Here is an 18,918-nt window from a genome sequence, read left to right on the forward strand (position 1 = left end):
ATCCGCCGGGACACGGCGTCGTTCGAGGAAGCGACTCTGGCTGCCCATTGTGACCATTCGGACGCTTGAATACTGGGCGCATCTCTCCCCGTTTCGAGGTGACCTGCTTGAACGCTCCCGTTTGCCGCTGCGGGGACCGTTTGAGCGGCCCAGCCATCGAACTGTTTCTGACCCAGGTCATGGGGAGGGCCCTCATAATGCTGGGTTCCCGGGCCCTTCTTGCATTGGCGGTGGCCGTTGGGATCAACGGTCTGGCCCCGGTCGGGATCCTGACGGCCCGGGGGACAGATCACTCCGATGCGGACCACCGGATTGACACCTGGGGAGTCGCAGATGGGATGCCGGAGGATTCCGCGACCGCCATGGCCCAGTCTGCCGACGGTTACCTCTGGTTCGGCACATTCGATGGACTGGTGCGCTTCAACGGCGTCGAATTCAAAGTGTTCAACCCCCGCAACACGCCGGAGCTTCCGGGCGCAGGCATCGTCAATCTTCATCTGGATCGAAGCGGCCTGCTGTGGGTCAGCACTTATCGCGGCCTGGTGGTGGGGGAGGCGGGGGCGGCACCGGAATTCCGGCCCGTGGAGGGCTGGCCGGACAGCTACGTGCGCACGTTCACCGAACGTCCGAATGGTGATCTGTTGATCACCAGTTTTGACGGGAGGCTGTTCGAGTTCTCCAACGGGAGGCTGACGGAACTCCCTTCGCCCCCCGGCGCGAGGGGCCAGGGATACTTCGGCGGCGTGGACGCGGACGGGCATTGGTGGGCGGTGCAAAGTGGGTTCATTGGTCGTTTGGAGCACGGCTCATGGGCGGCGAAGATCCCACCACCCGGGGTGAAGGGCGATGCGGTCGGTTGCACGGCAGCCCGGGACGGCGCCCTGTGGCTGCTGCTGGGCGGCGAACTCCTCAAGCTGCAACGGGGTGTGGAGGTCGCGCGGGTGTCGCTGCCGGAAAGCCCCGGCGGTGTGTGGAGCCTGTCAGAGGACAGTCAGGGAACCCTTTGGATCTCCTCCCACAACGAGGGCCTTCGCCGCGTGACGACTGCGGGCAGGGTGACCCGGATCAACGCCACCAACGGCGGATCCGACCAGGTGCGCTTCGTGTTTGAGGATCGTGAACGCAGCCTCTGGATCGGGACGAGCGGCGACGGCCTGTTGCGGCTCACGCCGAGGCGGTTCCGACACTTCGGACTGGTTGAGGGCCGCAAGGGCCTCGCCGTGCGATCGGTCACTCCGGACTTCGCCGGCGGGGTTTGGGTGGCCACTTATGGTCGCGGCCTGTTCCGCGTCAGCGATGCCGGTGCCACTCCGGCGCCCCTGCTGGATCCCACGGACGGCTCGTCCTACCTGCAGAGCGTCATGGCAGATCGGTCAGGCCGGCTCTGGGCCGGTACCTTCTCCAAATCGTTGCGCGTTGTGGAAGATTCCCGGGTCCGGCACGTGCCCGGGGAACTGATCGGGGGCGTGAATCCGATCGCACTCTTTGAGGACTCGCAGGGCCGGACCTGGATCGGGGGGGGCGGTGGTTCAATTGCTGTTTGCGACAACCAGGGATTCCGAAGGTTTGAACTGATGGGGGACTCCCGCCGGCTGGCGGTCACCTGCTTCGCCGAGGACGCCGCCGGTGACCTCTGGGCAGCCAATGATGGCAGTGTTTTCCGCTGGGACGGGGATCAATCCGTCGTTGAGGTGACGGAAAACGGTCGGTCCATCGGTGGCATCGCGTGCCTCAAAGCGGATCCCGATGGTTCGATGTGGCTGGGATCGTTCGATCGGGGCTTGCTCCGATGGAAGGACGGACGGCTCTCCGGCGTCGGGGCCCAGGATGGATTTCCCGTTGGGCCATTGCTGGCGATCGTTGAGGACGATCTGGGATATTTCTGGATGACCTCCGCCCGGCACCTCGTACGAGCGCGTCGCGGCGATCTCCTGGCGGCGGCCGACGGCGGGCACGGACTCATTGCGTGGCAGCGCTTTGATGACAGCGACGGTTTGCCTGAAGCCGAGTTCAGCCGGGGTCGGCAACCCACAATCGCCCGCGACGAACGCGGACGCCTTTGGTTTGCGACTTCGAAGGGCGTGACGATGGTTCATCCGGCAAAACTGCGCCTCAACGACCTGCCGCCGCCCGTTGCGGTGGAGGCCATCTCCTTTTATCGGCCCGTGTCTGTCGCGACAGGACACGCCACTTCACGATACGGCACGGGAGAGCTTCCGTCCCGGGTCTCCCCGCCGTTTGCCGTGCCGGTGCCGCTGCCCCGGGGAAGTCGTCGGGTCGAGATTCACTATGCGGCCCTGAGTCTGGTGGCGCCAGGGAAGGTGCGCTACCAGATCAAGCTCGAAGGCCGCGATTCCCGGTGGCAGGACGCCGGGAGTCGGAGAACGGCCTATTACCATGAATTGCCGCCACGCGAGTATGTCTTCCGGGTTCGGGCGGCGAACAATGACGGTGTCTGGAACGAGACCGGTGCCAGTCTCGCGTTCCTGGTCCAGCCGTTCTACTGGCAGACCGGATGGTTTCAGGGGCTGGCCTGGGCCGCGTCGATGGGGGGAGTCGGCGGAGGCGTGTGGGGCATCATGCGCGCGAAGGTCCGCAGGCAGGCCGAGCGTCTGGCCCATGAACGGGACCTGCGCCAGGCCCGTGAGAAGCTCTCCCATCTGACGCGTGTTGCAATTCTCGGTGAACTCTCCGGATCGCTGGCCCACGAACTCAATCAGCCGCTGAACGCCATCCTCAACAACGCCCAGGCGGCCCTGCGCTTCCTCAAATCCGGAAACGTCAACCTCGACGAGCTCCGCGAAATCCTCGAGGACATCGCGGCGGATGATCAGCGCGCGGGCGAGGTGATCCGCCGGTTGCGGTTGCTGCTGAAGCGGGGTGAGGTGCAGCTTCAGGCCCTGAACCTCAATGATCTGGTGCTCGAGACCCTGAAACTGGTGCACAGCGACCTCGTCACCCGGAACGTCACCGTGTTGACGGAGCTCGATCCGCGGCTTCCACCCGTCCAGGGAGATCGTGTCCAGCTTCAACAGGTGTTCCTCAACCTGATTCTCAACGGTTGCGACGCCATGGCGGACCAGGATCCCCAGAGACGCCGCCTGGAGGTCCGCACCGGACCGGCGGACGGCGGTGGCGTGCAGGTATCGGTCGTGGATTGCGGACACGGCGTTCCCCCGGACAGGCTGGCGGACATCTTTGAGCCTTTCGTCACCACGAAACAACAGGGGCTTGGCCTGGGTTTGTCCATCAGCCGCAGCCTGATCGAGGCGCATGGCGGACGGATCCAGGTCCGCAACAATGCCGAAGCGGGTTCGACGTTTTCCTTTGTGCTTCCAAAGGCGAGGGCGTCGGGCCATCACGGGACATAGGTCATGGGCCTACGATGACGACTCCTCCCACCGTTTTCCTGGTGGATGACGACCCCGCCGTCTTGCGCGGGTTGTCGCGTCTGCTGCGTGCGGCCGGGTGGTTGTCGGCGACGTTTCCCTCGGCGGCGGAGTTCCTGGACCGCCTTGATCCAGCGGTCCCTGGTTGCCTGGTGCTGGACGTGTCCATGCCCGGGCTGGACGGCCTGGCGTTGCAACGGATGCTTGGCGAAACGAACTGCCTGCTGCCCATCATCTTCCTCACCGGGCACGGCGACATCCCGACCAGCGTGCGGGCGATGAAGGCGGGCGCCGTGGATTTCTTGACCAAGCCGGTGCGCGACGACGATCTGCTGAACGCCATCCGCCTGGCCGTCGAGAAGGACCGGATCTGCCGGCAGGAGCGCGCAGGGACTGCAGTGCTGGAGGGCCGGCTCGCCACGCTCACGCCGCGCGAGCGAGAAGTGCTCGCGCTCGTTGTCAGCGGCCGGCTGAACAAACAGGTCGCCTCCCAACTGGGGACGGCCGAGAAAACCATCAAGGTCCACCGTGCCCGGGTGATGGAGAAGATGGGCGCCGGCTCGCTCGCCGAGCTGGTGCGTCTCGCTGCGAGGGCCGGGGTTTTGCCGCCCCCGTGATGACGAGCGCGCGTGCAGGAGGCCCGCGTGAGCCGATCGCAGGGCCGGGATCTACTCCCGCTCCCGGGGTACGCGAAGTCCGGCGGTCATTGGACCAAGGTCCAATGGTCATCCCGGCGGCCGGTGACGCAGCCTGTCTTTACAGGTGTCCTCCGCGCACAGATGGGTCGCAGTACTTGATGACGAAAAATCCATTCGTCGGGCGATGGAGCGGCTGTTGCGCTCGGCGGGGTTCCAGGTCGAGACCTTCGCATCGGGGGTCGAGTTTCTGGATTCATTGAGCACGGGCTCGCCAGGCTGCCTGGTCTTGGACATTCAAATGGGGGGCATGACGGGTTTCGACGTGCTGTTGGCGCTCGAATCCCGGCGATTGCAGGTCCCGACCATCGTCATCACGGCCCTCGACGACGAGACCGCGGAACCGCGAGCGCTCAGGGCAGGTGCGCGCCACCTGCTGCGGAAACCCATCAGGGACGACGAATTGCTGAATGCCGTGATTGCGGCCATCGGATCCGCCAAATCTTGAAGTCCACTCCCTGAACACCCCACCCGAACACGGCTGAACATGAAGGCACTCGTCTCCATCGCCGCCTCGGGCCTGCCCGGGCTTTGCCTGATGCCACGCGCCGGGGCCGAGCCACGGCCGACACAGCCCAACCCAGCACCACCGGAGGGGATTCGAAGGACACCGATGGCCTTCGTTGACGCGTGCCACAGGGGTGACGCCGTGACGCTTGCAGCGTTCTGGACGCCCCGACGACGACCACACCGACCCGGGAGGACGCATGCTCAAGGGAGCACGGTCCCGAGCCTGCCTGCGGGCTCCCTCACTCCCAACGCGGACGGCATCGAATGCTGCCAGAATGGCCCCAACTGGTATCAGATGAATGTCGGCTCCGGCGGAACCTGCTGCGTCGTGGTCCCGGTCCCCCGGCCTCCTCGTTGAATCCAAGCCTTTGATCCCGCTCCAACATCACCAGAAATCATCCTCTATCATGAATCGAAAAACGCTTGCAGCGATCGGGATGTCTCTTGTCTCCCTGCTCCTGCTTCAGGCGCAGGTCCCCAATGAAGGCTTCGCCAATTCCATCATCGCCGCCCGCAACAGCAACGCCGCACTGATGAAGCAATACTCCTGGAATTGCCGCACGGAGGTCCTGGAAAGCGGCATTCCCAAGGACACGCGGATTGATGCGGTCACCTGGGGACCGGACGGACAGCCCCAGCACGCCCTCCTGAATGATCAGGCGAATCCATTGCCGCGGGGCTTTTTCCGCCGGAGGTTTGCCGAGCGGGAACGGCAGGAGTCGGAGGCGTACTTGAACAGTCTGCGGACCTTCCTTCACCAATACACATCGCCCAACGCCGGCCAGATCATCAATCTCATCAGCACGAATCCCATTCAGCCGGGCCCGGACGGCACGCTGCAGGTCAGCGGATCGAGCGTCGTGGTCCCCGGGGACACGGTTTCGCTGTCCATCTTTGCTCCGAGCCGCCTGACCCGGCGAATGACCCTGATGACGTTTTTCCAGGGGGACGAGGTCACCGTCACCGCCACGTTCAAATCCCTGGCCACGGGCCTGAATTACCCGGCGTACGTGCAGGTGCATGGCCCCGAAAAAAACCTGACCGTCCTCATCCAGAACTACGACTACATCAACCAGGACAATTGAGGACCCTTGGCTTTGTCGCCGCATTCGGATCACCGGCTGCGGCTGCCCGGAGGTCCTCTGCGGACGACGTTTTGGAATATCGGAGATTTTATTGATGCAACCCGCCCGGAGATTTGCCGTCACCGCCTTGTTCGCCGGCAGCCTCGCGCTGCCGGCGGCCGCCGATCCTGCCGAAGGCAGCGTGGCACTGCGGACCGAGGCGCTCGCCAAGGCCGCGCAGAACCCGGTCGCCAACCTGATCAGCGTGCCGTTCCAGAACAACTTCAACTTCGGCGTCGGTCCGAAGGACGTCACGCAGTACATCCTCAACGTGCAGCCCGTCATTCCGATCTCGCTCAACGAGGATTGGAACTTGATCACGCGAACCATCATTCCGATCATCAACCAGCCGTCGCCCGCGCCCGGAATTTCGCCCGCGTCCGGCCTGGGCGATATCAATCCCACGATCTTCCTCTCCCCCGCCAAAACGGGCAAGCTGATCTGGGGTGTTGGCCCAACGATGACGCTGCCGACCGCCACCGATCCGCTGCTCGGCAACGGCCTGTGGGCGGCCGGCCCGGCGGTCGTGGCCCTCACGATGCACGGCCCGTGGGTCGTCGGGGCGCTGGCCAATCAGCAATGGTCCTTCGCCGGCTGGGGCGACGAGGACGTGAGTGCGATGCTCATCCAGCCGTTCATCAACTACAATTTGCCGCACGGCTGGTACCTGACTTCCTCGCCCATTCTCACCGCCAACTGGAAGGAGTCCGCGCGCGAGGCCTGGGTCATCCCGGTCGGGGGCGGGGCCGGCAAGATCGTCCACCTCGGCAAGCTGCCGCTGAACTGCCAGTTGGGCGCCTACTACAACGTCCGCACGCCGAGCGACGGCCCCGACTGGCAGCTCCGGGCCCAGATCCAGTTCCTGTTCCCCAAGTGAGACCGCCTCCGTCCTGCAACCGCAAAGCACCGTCAAAACCATGAAAACGACGAACCACGTCCGACTGAACGGGATGTTCGCAGCCGTCACCCTGGCGGTCGCACTTCCCACAACGGCACAAATCCAGACCACCGGCGTTCCCGGTTCACCCGGCGCCACAACCACCATCCCTGGCAACCAACTGCCGCCGCCCGCCCCAAAATTCGGCGGGATCATCAAGGAGGACGCGCTGCAATCCAAGCCCTGGTGGCCGCCGCGCGTCGTGCCCCCGAAGGACGCTCCCAACATCCTTCTGATCATGACCGACGACGCCGGCTTCGCGGTCAACAGCGCCTTCGGCGGCGTGATCCCGACACCGACCATGGAGCGCCTCGCGAAGACCGGATTGCGCTACAACCGGATCATGTCCACCTCGCTGTGCTCGCCGACGCGCGCCGCGCTCATCACCGGGCGCAACCATCACTCGGTCGGCTTCGGCGTGATCGCCGAGCAGGCCACCGGTTTTCCGGGCTACGACAGCGTCATCGGCGCGGACAACGCGACAATCGGCCGCATCCTGCGCGACAACGGCTACGCGACCAGCTGGTTCGGCAAAGATCACAACACCCCGGCCTACCAGGCCAGCCAGGTCGGGCCGTTCACCCAGTGGCCGACCGGCATGGGCTTCGACTACTTCTACGGTTTTGTCGGCGGCGACGCGAACCAGTGGGGGCCGAACCTCTTCCGCAACACGACGCAGATCTACCCCTTCAAGGATCACCCGAGCACCTTGAAGTTGGACCGATCGGATCCCAACGCGAAGATCTGGCCGATCACCGGGAAGGAATCGTCCTGGAACATGATCACGGCAATGGCCGACGACGCCATCGGCTGGATGTCCCGCATCCACCAGACCGACCCCAGACAGCCGGTCTTCCTCCATTACGTGCCCGGCTGTTCGCACGCGCCGCATCACCCGACGAAGGAGTGGGTGGACAAGATCCAGGCGATGCACCTGTTCGATGATGGCTACGAGAAGCTGCGCGAACGCATCTTTGAAAACCAGAAGCGGCTTGGCGTGATTCCGCCCGATCAGAAGCTTACGCCCTGGCCGGCCGACATCCTGACGCCGTGGGACCAGCTCTCGCCCGACGCGAAGAAGCTCTTCATCCGGCAGGTCGAGGTGTTCGCCGCCTATGTCGCCTACAACGACCACGAAATCGGCCGGGTCATCCAGGCGTTCGAGGATCTTGGCAAGCTCGACAACACGATGATCATCTACATCAGCGGCGACAACGGCACCAGCGCCGAGGGCGGCCCGGAAGGCACCTTCAGCGAGGTGGCCTTCTTCAACGGCGTGCGGCCACCAGTGGACGTGCAAATGAAGTACTACGACGCCTGGGGCACCGAGTTCACCTACAACCACATGTCGGCCGGCTGGTCGTGGGCCTTTGACACGCCGTTCGACTGGTTCAAGCAGAACGCCTCCCGGCTCGGCGGCATCAACCAGAACATGGTCATCTCGTGGCCGGCCCGCATCAAGGACCAGGGCGGCTTCCGTGATCAGTTCATGCATGTGATTGACGTCGTGCCGACGCTGCTCGAAGTCACCGGAATCGCGGCGCCCGAGTATGTGGACGGCATCCGGCAGAAACCGATCGAGGGCACGAGCTTCGCCTATACCTTCGACGCGGCCAACGCCGAGGCGCCGTCCCGGCACAAGACCCAGTATTTCGAGATGATGGGCCAGTGGGCGCTCTGCCACGATGGCTGGTTGCTCTCCACCAAGGTCAACCGGGCGCCATGGGACGCCTTCAGCGCCGCCAACCCGGACCCGCTCAACAACCAGGTCTTTGAGCTCTACGATCTAAACCAGAGCTGGAACCAGTCCGAGGACATCGCCGCCCGGCATCCGGACAAGGTCAAGGAGCTGCGGGCGATGTTCGTCGAAGAGGCGAAGAAGTATCAGGTCTTCCCGCTGGACGCATCGGTGGGGGCCAGGGTCGCGTCCGAGCGTCCGAGCGTCCTCGCTGGACTCACCGAGCTCGTCTACACGGTACCGATGACCGGCGTACCTCAGGGCGACGCGCCGTACCTGCTCAATACCTCCTACACCCTCACGGCGGACATCACCGTGCCGGAGGGGGGTGCGGAAGGCATGATTGCCACCTCTGGCGGGCGCTTCGCCGGCTGGGGCTTCTACCTCCTCAAGGGCAAGCCGGTGTTCAATTGGAACCTCCTCAATCTGGAGTGGGTCAAGTGGCGGAGCCCGGAGACGCTCGCGCCCGGACGGCACACCATCGAGTTCGACTTCAAGTATGACGGGCTCGGTGTGGGCACCATGGCGTTCAACAACTTTTCGGGCATCGGCCGAAGCGGCACCGGCACCCTGAAGGTGGACGGCAAGGTGGTCGAGACCAGGAAGATGGAGCGGACGATCCCCATCATCCTGCAGTGGGACGAGAGCTTTGACATCGGCTCCGACACCATCACCGGAATTGACGACGCGGACTACCTGCCGCCGTTCCCATTGACCGCCAAGTTCAACAAACTGACGATCAAGATGGACCGCCCGCAGCTCTCACCCGAGGACATCAAGAAACTCGAGGCAGGCATGAGGGCCGCCGCCGACGCCCTGTAACCGGCGGATCCGTTCGCTTCGATCGTGAATCGCGCGGGCCGCTCCGCAAGGAGCGGCCCGCGAATTCACAGGCGAAACATGAACCACAGCCCAATGAACAGTCAGTCCCTCCTTGCCATGGCCATCGCCTTCGGCACCGTTGCGACCCCGGGCGTTGCCTGGGCGGCCAGCTTCCGCGACTCCGCCGGTAGCTACTTCGATGGCGGCCGCACCTACAAGATGACCCTACCGGGACCGATCCCGGTGAACAAATTCTGGGCCTTCACGGTTTACGACAACCAGACGCGGTCGCTCCTTTCCACCGATCAGAGGTCGGCCGGCCTGGACAGCAACCGTCCCCAGCTCCAGAAGAGCCCGGACGGCGGCGCCACGGTCTGGTTCGGCCCCCAGCCTCCCACCGGCCACGAAGGCGAACTGGGTGCAAACGATGCCGGGCTGGGGCTATTTTCACCATTCTACAGCTTTACGGTCCGCTGGAACCCTGGTTTAACCAGACCTGGCAGCCGGGCGACCTCGAACTGACCAACTGAACTGCTTCGCCGCTGAAACTAGCGGCTGCGGGCAACGGACAGCCCACGCTTTCAAAGCCACCAGAGAGATGCCATAAACACACCATGCCTCACAAGAACACTCGAACATTCATTCAATCCGTCTTCGCGGCCGGCCTTGCCTGCGCCGCGGTGGGTTTCAACAGCAACCGGGTTCACGCCGAGGAAAACGTCCTCGAGGCCGTGCCTCTCGGCATCGAGGCCTACATTTACGGGTATCCGCTCGTCACGATGGAGATGACCCGCCGCGTGATGACCAACGTGGAACAACCCAAGGGCTCGCACGCCCCGATGGGGCAGTTCGTGCGGATGCGCCACTACCCCGACTCCAGCTACCGCGACGTGACGGCCCCCAATGCCGACACGCTGTATACCACGGCCTGGATTGATGTCGGCAAGGAGCCGTGGGTGCTGACCCTGCCCGACGCGCAGGACCGGTATTACCTGTTCCCCATGCTCTCCGGGTGGACCGACGTGTTCCAGGTTCCCGGCAAGCGCACCACCGGCACGGGCCCGCAGAAATACGCCATCACCGGCCCGAACTGGCAGGGCACGCTCCCCGCCGGCGTGGTGGAATACAAATCGCCCACCTCCATCGTGTGGCTGCTGGGTCGCATCTACTGCACCGGCACGACGGAGGATTACGCCGCCGTTCACAAGCTGCAGGACCAGATCTCGGTCGTGCCGCTGAGCTCGTACGGCAAGCCCTATACGCCGCCGCCCGGCAAGTTGGATCGGGCCATTGACATGAAGACCGCCGTCCGGGAGCAGGTCAACGCCTTGAGCGCGGACGCCTATTTCAACCTGCTGGCCCGGCTGATGAAGGACAACCCGCCCGGCGCTGCCGACCAGCCGATGCTGGCGAAGATGGCGAAGCTCGGCATCGCGCCCGGCCAGCCGTTCGACAGCGGCAAACTCGGCCCGGCGGCGAGGAAGGCCTTCTCCGAGGTTCCCAAGATCGCCAACGAAAAGGTCATGCTCTGGATGAAGGAAGCCCTGGTGACCGGCGATGCCAAGCTGGAGAATGGCTGGTTCTTCACCACCAAGACCGGCGGGTACGGGGTGAACTACATTCAGCGCGCCCTGATCACCGCCATCGGCCTCGGGGCCAACCGCCCGCAGGACGCCATCTACCCCACCTCCGAGGGGCCGGGTGCGCTCGAATCCTACTCCGGCGCCAAGAAATATGTGATGCACTTCCCCAAGGGCCAGCTCCCGCCCGCGAAGGGCTTCTGGTCGCTGACCATGTACGACCAGGACTATTTCTTCGTGGCCAACCCGCTGAACCGTTACAGCATCAGCGCCCGCCAGAACTTGAAGCCCAATGCCGATGGCTCGGTGGATCTCTACATCCAGAACCAAAGTCCGGGGGCGGACAAGGAGTCCAACTGGCTCCCTGCGCCGAAGGACAAGTTTGTCCTCATGCTCCGGCTCTACTGGCCGAGCGAGACCAATCCCTCGATCCTGGATGGAACCTGGAGGATTCCGCAGGTCAAGGCCGTGGAGTGATTTGAATCGCCCATGAACCACGCGGGCCGCTTCGCCAGGAGCAGCCCGCTTATTCCAATTTGCTTTCAAGATGATCGAAATCATGTTATCGATCACGCATGGCAAGACCGATTCGAATTGATCTGAGACTAGTGGCTCGGGCGTCACAGACGGTGAAGAGCACCGACAATCTGGATGAGTTTCGCTCCGCGTTGGCTGTCCTACTCCCGGCCAAGGTGGGACTGACCTTGGAGCGAACCGCCGAGATGCTCGGTGTCGGAACGGCTTCGATCAATCGGATGCAGGCTCGGGTCCGATCCGGCCGGACGTCCGGCTCCGCAATACGCAACTGGGGAGGCCGGCGGCAGTCATTGCTGACGCGGGAAGAAGAAGTGGAGTTCCTGAAGCCGTGGGCGGAGCAAGCGCGGGACGCCGGGCTTCTGGTCCTTTCACCGATTCGAGCGGCGCTGGCCCAGCGAGTCGGGCGTCCGGTCAAAGCCTCGGTGGTCTGGCGACTGTTAGCACGGCACGGGTGGCGCAAAGTGGCGCCGGATACCCGGCATCCGAGGAACGATCCGCGTGTCATGCAGGCCTGGAAAAAAAACTCCCCAAGACGCTGGATGCCTTGCTCTGTAGGGGCGCCGTCAAAGAACGGAGGATTCGATTGATCTTCCAGGACGAGGCACGCTTTGGACGGATGGCCAAGCCCCGGCGGTGTTGGGCGCCCAAACCGTGCCGGCCGGTCATGCTCAACGGCTACGAGCGAGAATTCGTGTACGTCTATGGAGCGGTGAGTCCACGAGAGGGCGATCTGGATTGGAAGATCTGCCCGCAGCCTTGTCCGGCTGCATCCGGACGGCACCCTGGATGGGTCGTACCGGGTGGCCCTGGCGCCGGCGGAGGTGCGCGCCCTCGTCGTGGAGCCGGGCGGACGGCTCATCGTGGGCGGTGCCTTTCGCGCCGTGGGGGGCATGGCGCGACGGGCGATGGTGCGCCTGCTGGAGGATGGGACGCCGGATCCGGAATTTGATTCCGGCCCTGGACGGCCGGAGCGAAGTGTACCAGGTGTCGCGGAGCGACGATGGAAGCTACTGGGTGGGTGGTGCCGATCTGGCCCTGGGGCAGGGGGGCCGACGCCAACGTCCGGCATGGTTCGCCTTGATGCCAATGGCGCCCGCCTGACCGTCTTCCCTCAGGCGACGGGCTCGATCCTCGCCTTTCTGCCCGGAACGCGTCTGTTGACGGTCAACGCGTCGGGCGTCGTCCGGCGGTTTCTTCCCGATGGGTACGTGGATTCCGAGTTCCGGGTGTCCACAGTGGAGGGTTCTCCATGGAATCCGCCCCCGATGGCTGCCGACCCGGCCGGCTATTTTCTCTTTGGCAGGGGAACGTTGGTTCAAGGTCACCCGAGTTCCGGAGTGTTCCGCATTCTGGAGGGGGGCGATGTGGACCGAAGCTTTCAGATGCCCCTGCCGGGTGCGTCCCGACAGCTCTCAAACTACACGGTGACGGCCGCGGTTCCCAGCGACCCCGGGACGATCCCTGCGGCCATGTTCGACAACGACTTTAAGAAGTACCGAGATCCTGCGGATGCGGTTGGCGACGGACTGGCGGATTTCGCCCAGCGTAAATTTCACAGTAATTGCGGCGACCAGAACTCTGCATGACTTTGTGTGGGTGGCGGGAGGGGCGCAGCGGCGGATAGCGCGCATCTTGGAAAGGAATTCCTCGCCCTGGGCGCGGCAGCGTCCTCGATATCGTCGCAGGGATGGGTGCGGCGGTTTCGGGCATGGTGTGGTTCAGAGAAAGGGGTTGATGACCTTCACGCCGTCGTAGTCCTGGCCGTGGTTGAGGTCTTCGGAGTAAAGGGTGTGGCAGCCCAGATCCTGCGCGGCGGCGATGATGGCGGCGTCCCAGTGGGATATGGCGTGCGCCAGGCGAAGCGCCCAGGCGCGACGGATGAGGGAAACGGTGACGGGAAGAACAGTCACACCGTCCAGGGACTCCAGCAGTGCTTGAACGTTGAGTTCAGTGAGTCCGAGTTCCTCTTTGCGGAGCGCGTTGGAGATGTATTCCTGGACCACCTGGGCGGAGATGGCGAAGTCCAGGCTGGCGACAAGGTCGGAGGCGATGCGGCGTTTCGCCGCGTCGGACGGAGCGCGGGAACCGGCGTAGAGCAGGATGTTGGTGTCGAGAAAGCGCTCAGCGGTCATAGATTTCATCCCGCTTCAGGGGTTGCATGGGCTCGGTGTTGGAGGCTTGGAGGGCTTGCAGGAGTTTCCGGGAGTGGGCGTGACGCCGGAACTCAGAATCAGGAATCTCATGCGTCGTGACGTATTCGAGCCCCTGCTGGACCAATTCCTTGAGGGTGGTCTTGCGCTGGGCGGCGGTGATTTTGGCCCGATGGAGCAGGTTTTCAGGCAAATCGAAGGTGGTTTTCATGTCTGGAAAGCAATACAGTTAGCCAGCCAAGCTGTCAAACAAGCCTCCAGCGCAGGGCGAACAAGATTTGCTTCTGGATAACGGGGCTGAGTTTGCTGCGAACGTTGGCGCAAGGCGGTCGCGCCCGGTTTCGGCGACCTCCCATTGGAGGCGCGCTTGTTGGGCGGGGTCGGGAGATTTCCCCGATTCGTTCCGGAGTTCGCGGATGCGCTTTTGATATTTCTGAGTGTTTTCTCGGAGCTGGCCACCTGGTCGTCAGCCCAGCCGTCGAGCTTGGGGGCCACTTCAGTCGTTGTCTGGCTTCCCCCGGTGGAGGGTCCTCCCGAGCCGTCGGTGTGTGGGGTTTCCACAGGGTTGGTTCGTGGTTGAGCGGATGGCTCGTCGGAAGCCTCCACCGGGTCAGTCGTTGTCTGGCCTCCCGCGGGGGGGTGAGGTGGAAAGGCGGTGAGATATCCGAGCCCCGGGATCAGGAGAGGATTTCCTTGATCACATGGCCGTGGACATCGGTGAGACGGCGCTCGATGCCGTTGTGGTAGTAGCTGAGGCGTTCGTGATCGAGCCCGAGGAGGTGGAGGAGCGTGGCGTGGAAGTCGTAAAGGGTGCAGACGTTCTCCACCGCCTTGAATCCGAGTTCGTCGGTGGCGCCGAAGCTGAAAGGGGCCTTGACGCCCGCGCCGCTGAGCCAGGCGGTAAAGCCATTTGGATTGTGATCGCGGCCGGTGGCATCCTTCTGGAAGGTCGGCATCCGGCCGAACTCGGTGACCCAGACGACCAGGGTGTCCTCGAGAAGCCCCCGTTGTTTCAAATCGCGCATCAGCGCCGCGGCCGGCCGGTCGAAGATGCGGGCGTGGATGTCATATTGCTCCTTGAGTTTGCGGTGGCCATCCCAGTTGCCGACGCCCTCACCCATGGCGTAGGCGCCGTTGAACAATTCGACGAAGCGGACCCCGCGCTCGAGCAGCCGGCGGGCGAGGAGGCAATTCCGGGCGAATCCGGCGCGGATCGGGTCGGGATCATCCGCGCCGTAATCCTTGAGCGCGGCGGGTGATTCCTTCGAAAGATTGCTGACTTCGGGGACCGAGAGCTGCATGCGCGCGGCGAGTTCGTAACTGGCGATGCGGGCCGCGAGTTCGAAGTCGCCGGGGAAGGCCTCCAGATGCTTTTCGTTGAGCCGGCGCAGGAGGTCGCGGGCGGCCTGGTCGGACTTCGGCGGCACGCCGGCCGGCGGGGTGATGTTGAGCACCCGTCTCTGGGCGTTGAACGCGGTGCCCTGAAAGACCGCGGGGAGGAAGGCGTTGTTCCAATTGTTGACCCCGGCCTGGGGGACACCACGTGGATCGGGCAGCGCAACAAAGGCCGGAAGGTCCTCCGCTTCGGATCCAAGGCCGTAGCTGATCCAGGAGCCCATGCTGGGGAAGCCATCCAGGGTGAACCCGGTGCTGATCTGGTTTTCCGCGGGCCCGTGGGTGTTGCTCTTCGCGGTCAGTGAATGAATGAAGCACATGTCATCCACAAGTTCGGCGAGGTGCGGGAAGAGGCTGGAGACCATCTTGCCGCATTCCCCGCGCGGGGCGAAATCGTAGAGGGGCCGGGCGAGGTTGCCGTTCTCCCCCTGGAAGGTGAGAAAATTCTCCGCCTGCCCGGGCATCGGCTTTCCGTGGGAGCGGTAGAGTTCCGGCTTGTAATCCCACGAATCCATGTGGCTGACCGCGCCGGACATGAACATGACAAGCACGCGTCTGGCCTTCGGGGCAAAATGGGGGGGACGCGGTGCAAGCGGGCGGTCCGGCCGGATGGCCGGGCGCCACGCAGCGCCTTCTGCGCCGAGGAGGCGGTTGGTGGCAAGCAGCTGCGCCAGGGCGATGCCGGCGATGCCGGAGCTGGCGCTTTCCAGGAAGCGCCGGCGATTCAGCAACTGCCGTCCACCGATTGAAAGCAGGGGTGCCATGGGATGGGGTTCTCAGGGGAGGTGAACGAATTCATTCGCATTGAGCAGCACGCGGCAGAACTGGGCCGTGCCGTGTTCGTTGATGAATTCGACGCCGAGGGTTTCCTCCTCCGCGTCGGGTGTCCGGGCGAACGCGAGTTGAAATCCGAGGCGGACCTGTGCCGGGGGCCTGGCACCCGCCTGCCGCTCGAGGCGTTCCGCCATCAGCGCCGCCTGCTGACCGACGAAGGTGCTGTTGAAGAGGTTCAACGCCTGGATGGGCGTGGTGGACCGCGGCCGTCTCGGTTGTTCCTGCCCCGCATCCGGGCAATCGAGGGCGCCGAACGTGCCGTCCTGTTCCATGCGGACCTTGGTCATGTACACCATGCGCCGCCATTCCGCCGGACCGAACACCTCCTTCGGCTCGTAGACGCGAACGTAGTTGTCGTTCGGCTTGAAGGCACTGAAGCCGGGGCCGCCCATTCCCAGATCGAGCGTGCCGGCGGCGGCGAGCATGGCGTCTCGAATGACCTCCGCTTCGAGGCGCCTCGGGGGAAAGCGCCAGAGCAGGCGGGTCTCCGCATCCACCGCCAGCGCCACGGGATCCGGGCGGCTGCTTTGGCGGAAGGTGCGGGAGAGGCAGATCAGCCGGTGCATTTTCTTGAGGCTCCAGCCCTGCGCGATGAATTCGGTCGCCAGCCAGTCGAGCAAACCCGGATGCGTCGGACGGGCGCCATTGATCCCGAAATCGCTCGGTGTGCTGACGATTCCCTCGCCGAAATGGTGATGCCACAGCCGGTTGACCAGCACCCGGGCGGGCAGGGGGTTTTTCGGATCCGCAAGCCAGGCGGCCAGCGCCAGACGGCGTTGCGGTTCGCTGGCATCCGGGGCGAGGTGGAACGGAGGACCGATTCGGGACAGGGCCGCGGGTGCGATTTCCTCGCGCCGCTGCATCGGGTCGCCGCGGTGCAACCGCCAGACGGTCTGCGGCTCGGCCTCGAAACGCCCGGCATAGATCATCGGCGCGATTTGAAGCCTCCCCAATTCGGTGGCGATCCGCCTCCGTTCGGCCAGCAACCCTTCCAGGCGCTCCCGGCGTTGCTCATCAGCAATGTGGGTCTCGTAAATCGGGTGGATCTCAGCCCCGGGCACATAGGGTTGGCGGTCTACGGAAGAGGCGACCACCCGCCAGTGTCCCGCCTCGCCAGCCACGGCGATTTCATATCGCACCGGCAGACGATCGGTGAATTTCCCCTCCCGATCCCGGGACCAGAGGACCCGGTCAATCCGGACGGCTTCCGGGAATTCGATTTCCACCCATCCCTGGCCGTCTTCGCCGGAACGCCAGCTGTGACTGTTACCGTATTCTCCGTCATGGATGTGCTCGAGCTTGTGAAGGGCGGAATCGGGGGGGGGGCCGGAGGCGGTGGCGCGGGCGCCGGTGGCGGCGAGGGCGACGTTTCTTGGAGGTTCTCCGGCGGTGAACACCTCCAGTTCATCAACGCAGGGTGCGAGGCCTGTGGTTTCGAAGACGGTCAACCGGAGCCGTTTGGCGTCGGTCGGCTCGAATCGCTCCACCGTCAGGCGGGGATGGACCGGAGGGCGGATGGGCCCGGTTCCCGCGATCGGTTTCCATTCGATTTCGGAGCCGTTCCGAAGTCCGGACTCGATGACGTAGTGGGTGGGCAGACGATCGGAAAAGTGCCCCTGGCGGTCGCGGGACCAGACAATCCGGCTGATGGTTTCGCGGGCGGCGAATTCGATCTGCACCCACCCGCGGCCCGCCTCGCTGGACATCCAACTCCGGTCGTTGCCGTACTGGCCGTCATGGAGGTGCTCGAGTTTGTGCCGCGCCGACGTGGTGCTGCCGCTGGCGGTGGCGCGGGCGCCCGCGGAGGCGAGCGCCACGTTGCGCGGTTCCGCGCCGCCGGTGAAAACCTCGAGCTCGTCGAGGCACGGCTCGATCAAGCCGAGCGTCGGATGAAGATTCGCGTGGTAAATGGTGAAGCGCACGAAGTCGGCATCCACCGGAGCGAAGCATTCCTCGTTGAGCGCGGGATGGGTTTCCACGGCGGCTCCGGCCTCCGGCCTGGCCGGCGGTTCAAACGGCGAGAGCTGCCGTTCGACGCGGGCCAACTCGAGGCTGAGGCTTGCGGATTTCCGGGTCGTTGCCTCGTCCTCCGTGGTGCGCCAGGGACGTTCTCCATGGCGCACGCCGGAGAAAATCCCCTGCATGGCGTAGTAATCCGCCTGGGAGATGGGATCAAACTTATGGTCGTGGCAGCGTGCGCAACTGACGGTGAGCGCCAGGAATGCGGACCCGGCGCCCAGCACCATGTCGTTGAGTTCGTCCTGCCGGGCGAGGCGGATGGATTCCTCATCCCGGCCGACTTGTCCCGGGAGCAGGGCTGCCTTGGCGACCATGAACCCGGTCGCGGCATCCGCCCCCGTGAGGTCTCCGGCGAGTTGATCCCGGATGAATTCGGGATAGGGCTTGTCCTCGTTGAGAGCGCGGATGACATAATCGCGGTAAGGCCAGGCGTTGTCCCGGGGGGTATTGACCTCGAAACCGTGGGTCTCACCAAACGCGACGATGTCGAGCCAATGGCGGGCCCATCGCTCTCCGTACCGCGGAGAGGCGAGCAACGCATCCACGAGCTTTTCATAGGCCAGGGGATCCGGATCGCACTCAAAGGCATCCACCTCCTCCGGGCAGGGGGGGAGTCCATGGAGATTGAAGTGAAGGCGCCGGATCAACGTGCGGCGATCCGCCTCGGGCGAGAAGGCCAGACCGTTCCGCTGCAGGTCCCGTCCGATGAACGCATCAATCGGTGTGACGTTCCCGGAGGCGTCCGCCAGGGCGTCCGGGACCCCGGGCCGTTCGAGCGGCTGAAACGCCCAGTGATGGTCCCCGGGATGGACCACGGTGGCGGTGGCGCTGTCCGGCCAGGGAGCCCCGAGATCAATCCACGCGCGGAGCAGGCCGGCTTCGCGCGGAGAAAGCAGCGGGCCCTTCGGCGGCATGGTCAATTCCTCATGGCGGCCACTGACGTACCGCAGGAGGGGGCTTCCCGCGCTGTCGCCCGGGACGATGGCGACTCCATACGTATCGCCCCCCTTGAAGGCGACCTCGCGGACATCCAGGCGAAAGGAGCTTTTCTGTTCGTCCGGTCCGTGACACGGGATGCAGTGCCTCGCGAAGATCGGCTGGATGTCGGCGACGAAATCGGCGCCGGGTTCGGCGGCCGCAACGGGCGCGAGGGTGGCGACCGAGGCGATGATGAGGACGGAATTCAGT

Annotated in this window: 13 protein-coding genes and 1 pseudogene; 10 read left to right on the forward strand and 4 right to left on the reverse strand. The window is 64.4% G+C overall.

Annotated features, from left to right (window positions below; translation table 11 throughout):
• The first annotated feature begins 107 nt into the window (after positions 1–107).
• From KF791_04390 to KF791_04435, 10 genes and pseudogenes are all read left to right on the forward strand, one after another.
• Positions 108–3,371 carry a hypothetical protein gene (locus KF791_04390; protein MBX3731816.1) on the forward strand — a complete coding sequence of 1,088 codons (3,264 nt, stop codon included), beginning with the start codon at positions 108–110 and terminating at the stop codon, positions 3,369–3,371.
• 14 nt (positions 3,372–3,385) lie between these two features.
• Positions 3,386–4,006 (forward strand): response regulator transcription factor, encoded by a 621-nt coding sequence (locus tag KF791_04395; GenBank protein ID MBX3731817.1) that lies wholly within the window; start codon positions 3,386–3,388, stop codon positions 4,004–4,006.
• A 205-nt stretch (positions 4,007–4,211) separates the two neighbouring features.
• Positions 4,212–4,532: a response regulator gene (locus KF791_04400; protein ID MBX3731818.1), complete on the forward strand. Its 321-nt coding sequence runs from the start codon at positions 4,212–4,214 to the stop codon at positions 4,530–4,532.
• A 469-nt stretch (positions 4,533–5,001) separates the two neighbouring features.
• Positions 5,002–5,679 carry a hypothetical protein gene (locus KF791_04405; GenBank protein MBX3731819.1) on the forward strand — a complete coding sequence of 226 codons (678 nt, stop codon included), beginning with the start codon at positions 5,002–5,004 and terminating at the stop codon, positions 5,677–5,679.
• A gap of 148 nt (positions 5,680–5,827) precedes the next feature.
• Positions 5,828–6,595, forward strand: coding sequence for a neuromedin U (locus KF791_04410; GenBank protein ID MBX3731820.1), 768 nt, complete (start codon positions 5,828–5,830; stop codon positions 6,593–6,595).
• Between the two features lie 40 nt (positions 6,596–6,635).
• Entirely contained in the window at positions 6,636–9,215 is a 2,580-nt protein-coding gene (locus tag KF791_04415; protein MBX3731821.1) for an arylsulfatase, read from the forward strand.
• 117 nt (positions 9,216–9,332) lie between these two features.
• Positions 9,333–9,745: pseudogene (locus KF791_04420) on the forward strand (DUF1214 domain-containing protein).
• A gap of 84 nt (positions 9,746–9,829) precedes the next feature.
• On the forward strand, positions 9,830–11,272 hold the full coding sequence (locus KF791_04425; GenBank protein MBX3731822.1) for a DUF1254 domain-containing protein: 1,443 nt from the start codon (positions 9,830–9,832) through the stop codon (positions 11,270–11,272).
• A gap of 152 nt (positions 11,273–11,424) precedes the next feature.
• The gene (locus tag KF791_04430) at positions 11,425–11,919 is read left to right on the forward strand and encodes a winged helix-turn-helix domain-containing protein (protein ID MBX3731823.1); all 495 of its coding nucleotides are present in this window, start codon (positions 11,425–11,427) and stop codon (positions 11,917–11,919) included.
• 213 nt (positions 11,920–12,132) lie between these two features.
• Positions 12,133–12,918 (forward strand): delta-60 repeat domain-containing protein, encoded by a 786-nt coding sequence (locus tag KF791_04435; GenBank protein ID MBX3731824.1) that lies wholly within the window; start codon positions 12,133–12,135, stop codon positions 12,916–12,918.
• Between the two features lie 132 nt (positions 12,919–13,050).
• Here the strand turns inward: KF791_04435 and KF791_04440 are convergent, their stop codons facing one another.
• From KF791_04440 to KF791_04455, 4 genes are all read right to left on the reverse strand, one after another.
• A complete protein-coding gene (locus KF791_04440) occupies positions 13,051–13,473 on the reverse strand; it encodes a PIN domain-containing protein (protein MBX3731825.1) in 423 nt (140 codons plus the stop codon).
• Complete coding sequence (locus tag KF791_04445) at positions 13,454–13,693, reverse strand: hypothetical protein (protein MBX3731826.1); 240 nt, start codon at positions 13,691–13,693, stop codon at positions 13,454–13,456. The genes KF791_04440 and KF791_04445 overlap by 20 nt, the downstream gene beginning before the upstream one ends.
• 466 nt (positions 13,694–14,159) lie before the next feature.
• A complete protein-coding gene (locus tag KF791_04450) occupies positions 14,160–15,641 on the reverse strand; it encodes a DUF1501 domain-containing protein (GenBank protein ID MBX3731827.1) in 1,482 nt (493 codons plus the stop codon).
• A 12-nt stretch (positions 15,642–15,653) separates the two neighbouring features.
• A complete protein-coding gene (locus KF791_04455) occupies positions 15,654–18,917 on the reverse strand; it encodes a PSD1 domain-containing protein (protein MBX3731828.1) in 3,264 nt (1,087 codons plus the stop codon).
• Position 18,918: the final 1 nt, after the last annotated feature.

This window comes from Verrucomicrobiia bacterium, from assembly GCA_019634635.1.
In the GTDB taxonomy this organism is placed as follows: Bacteria; Verrucomicrobiota; Verrucomicrobiia; order Limisphaerales; family UBA9464; genus UBA9464.

Coding starts and splice junctions, on each gene's coding strand:
- KF791_04395 (MBX3731817.1), top strand. CDS start 3,386: ATGACGACTCCTCCCACCGTTTTCCTGGTGGATGACGACCCCGCCGTC.
- KF791_04400 (MBX3731818.1), top strand. CDS start 4,212: ATGGAGCGGCTGTTGCGCTCGGCGGGGTTCCAGGTCGAGACCTTCGCA.
- KF791_04405 (MBX3731819.1), top strand. CDS start 5,002: ATGAATCGAAAAACGCTTGCAGCGATCGGGATGTCTCTTGTCTCCCTG.
- KF791_04415 (MBX3731821.1), top strand. CDS start 6,636: ATGAAAACGACGAACCACGTCCGACTGAACGGGATGTTCGCAGCCGTC.
- KF791_04425 (MBX3731822.1), top strand. CDS start 9,830: ATGCCTCACAAGAACACTCGAACATTCATTCAATCCGTCTTCGCGGCC.
- KF791_04440 (MBX3731825.1), bottom strand. CDS start 13,473: ATGAAATCTATGACCGCTGAGCGCTTTCTCGACACCAACATCCTGCTC.
- KF791_04445 (MBX3731826.1), bottom strand. CDS start 13,693: ATGAAAACCACCTTCGATTTGCCTGAAAACCTGCTCCATCGGGCCAAA.
- KF791_04450 (MBX3731827.1), bottom strand. CDS start 15,641: ATGGCACCCCTGCTTTCAATCGGTGGACGGCAGTTGCTGAATCGCCGG.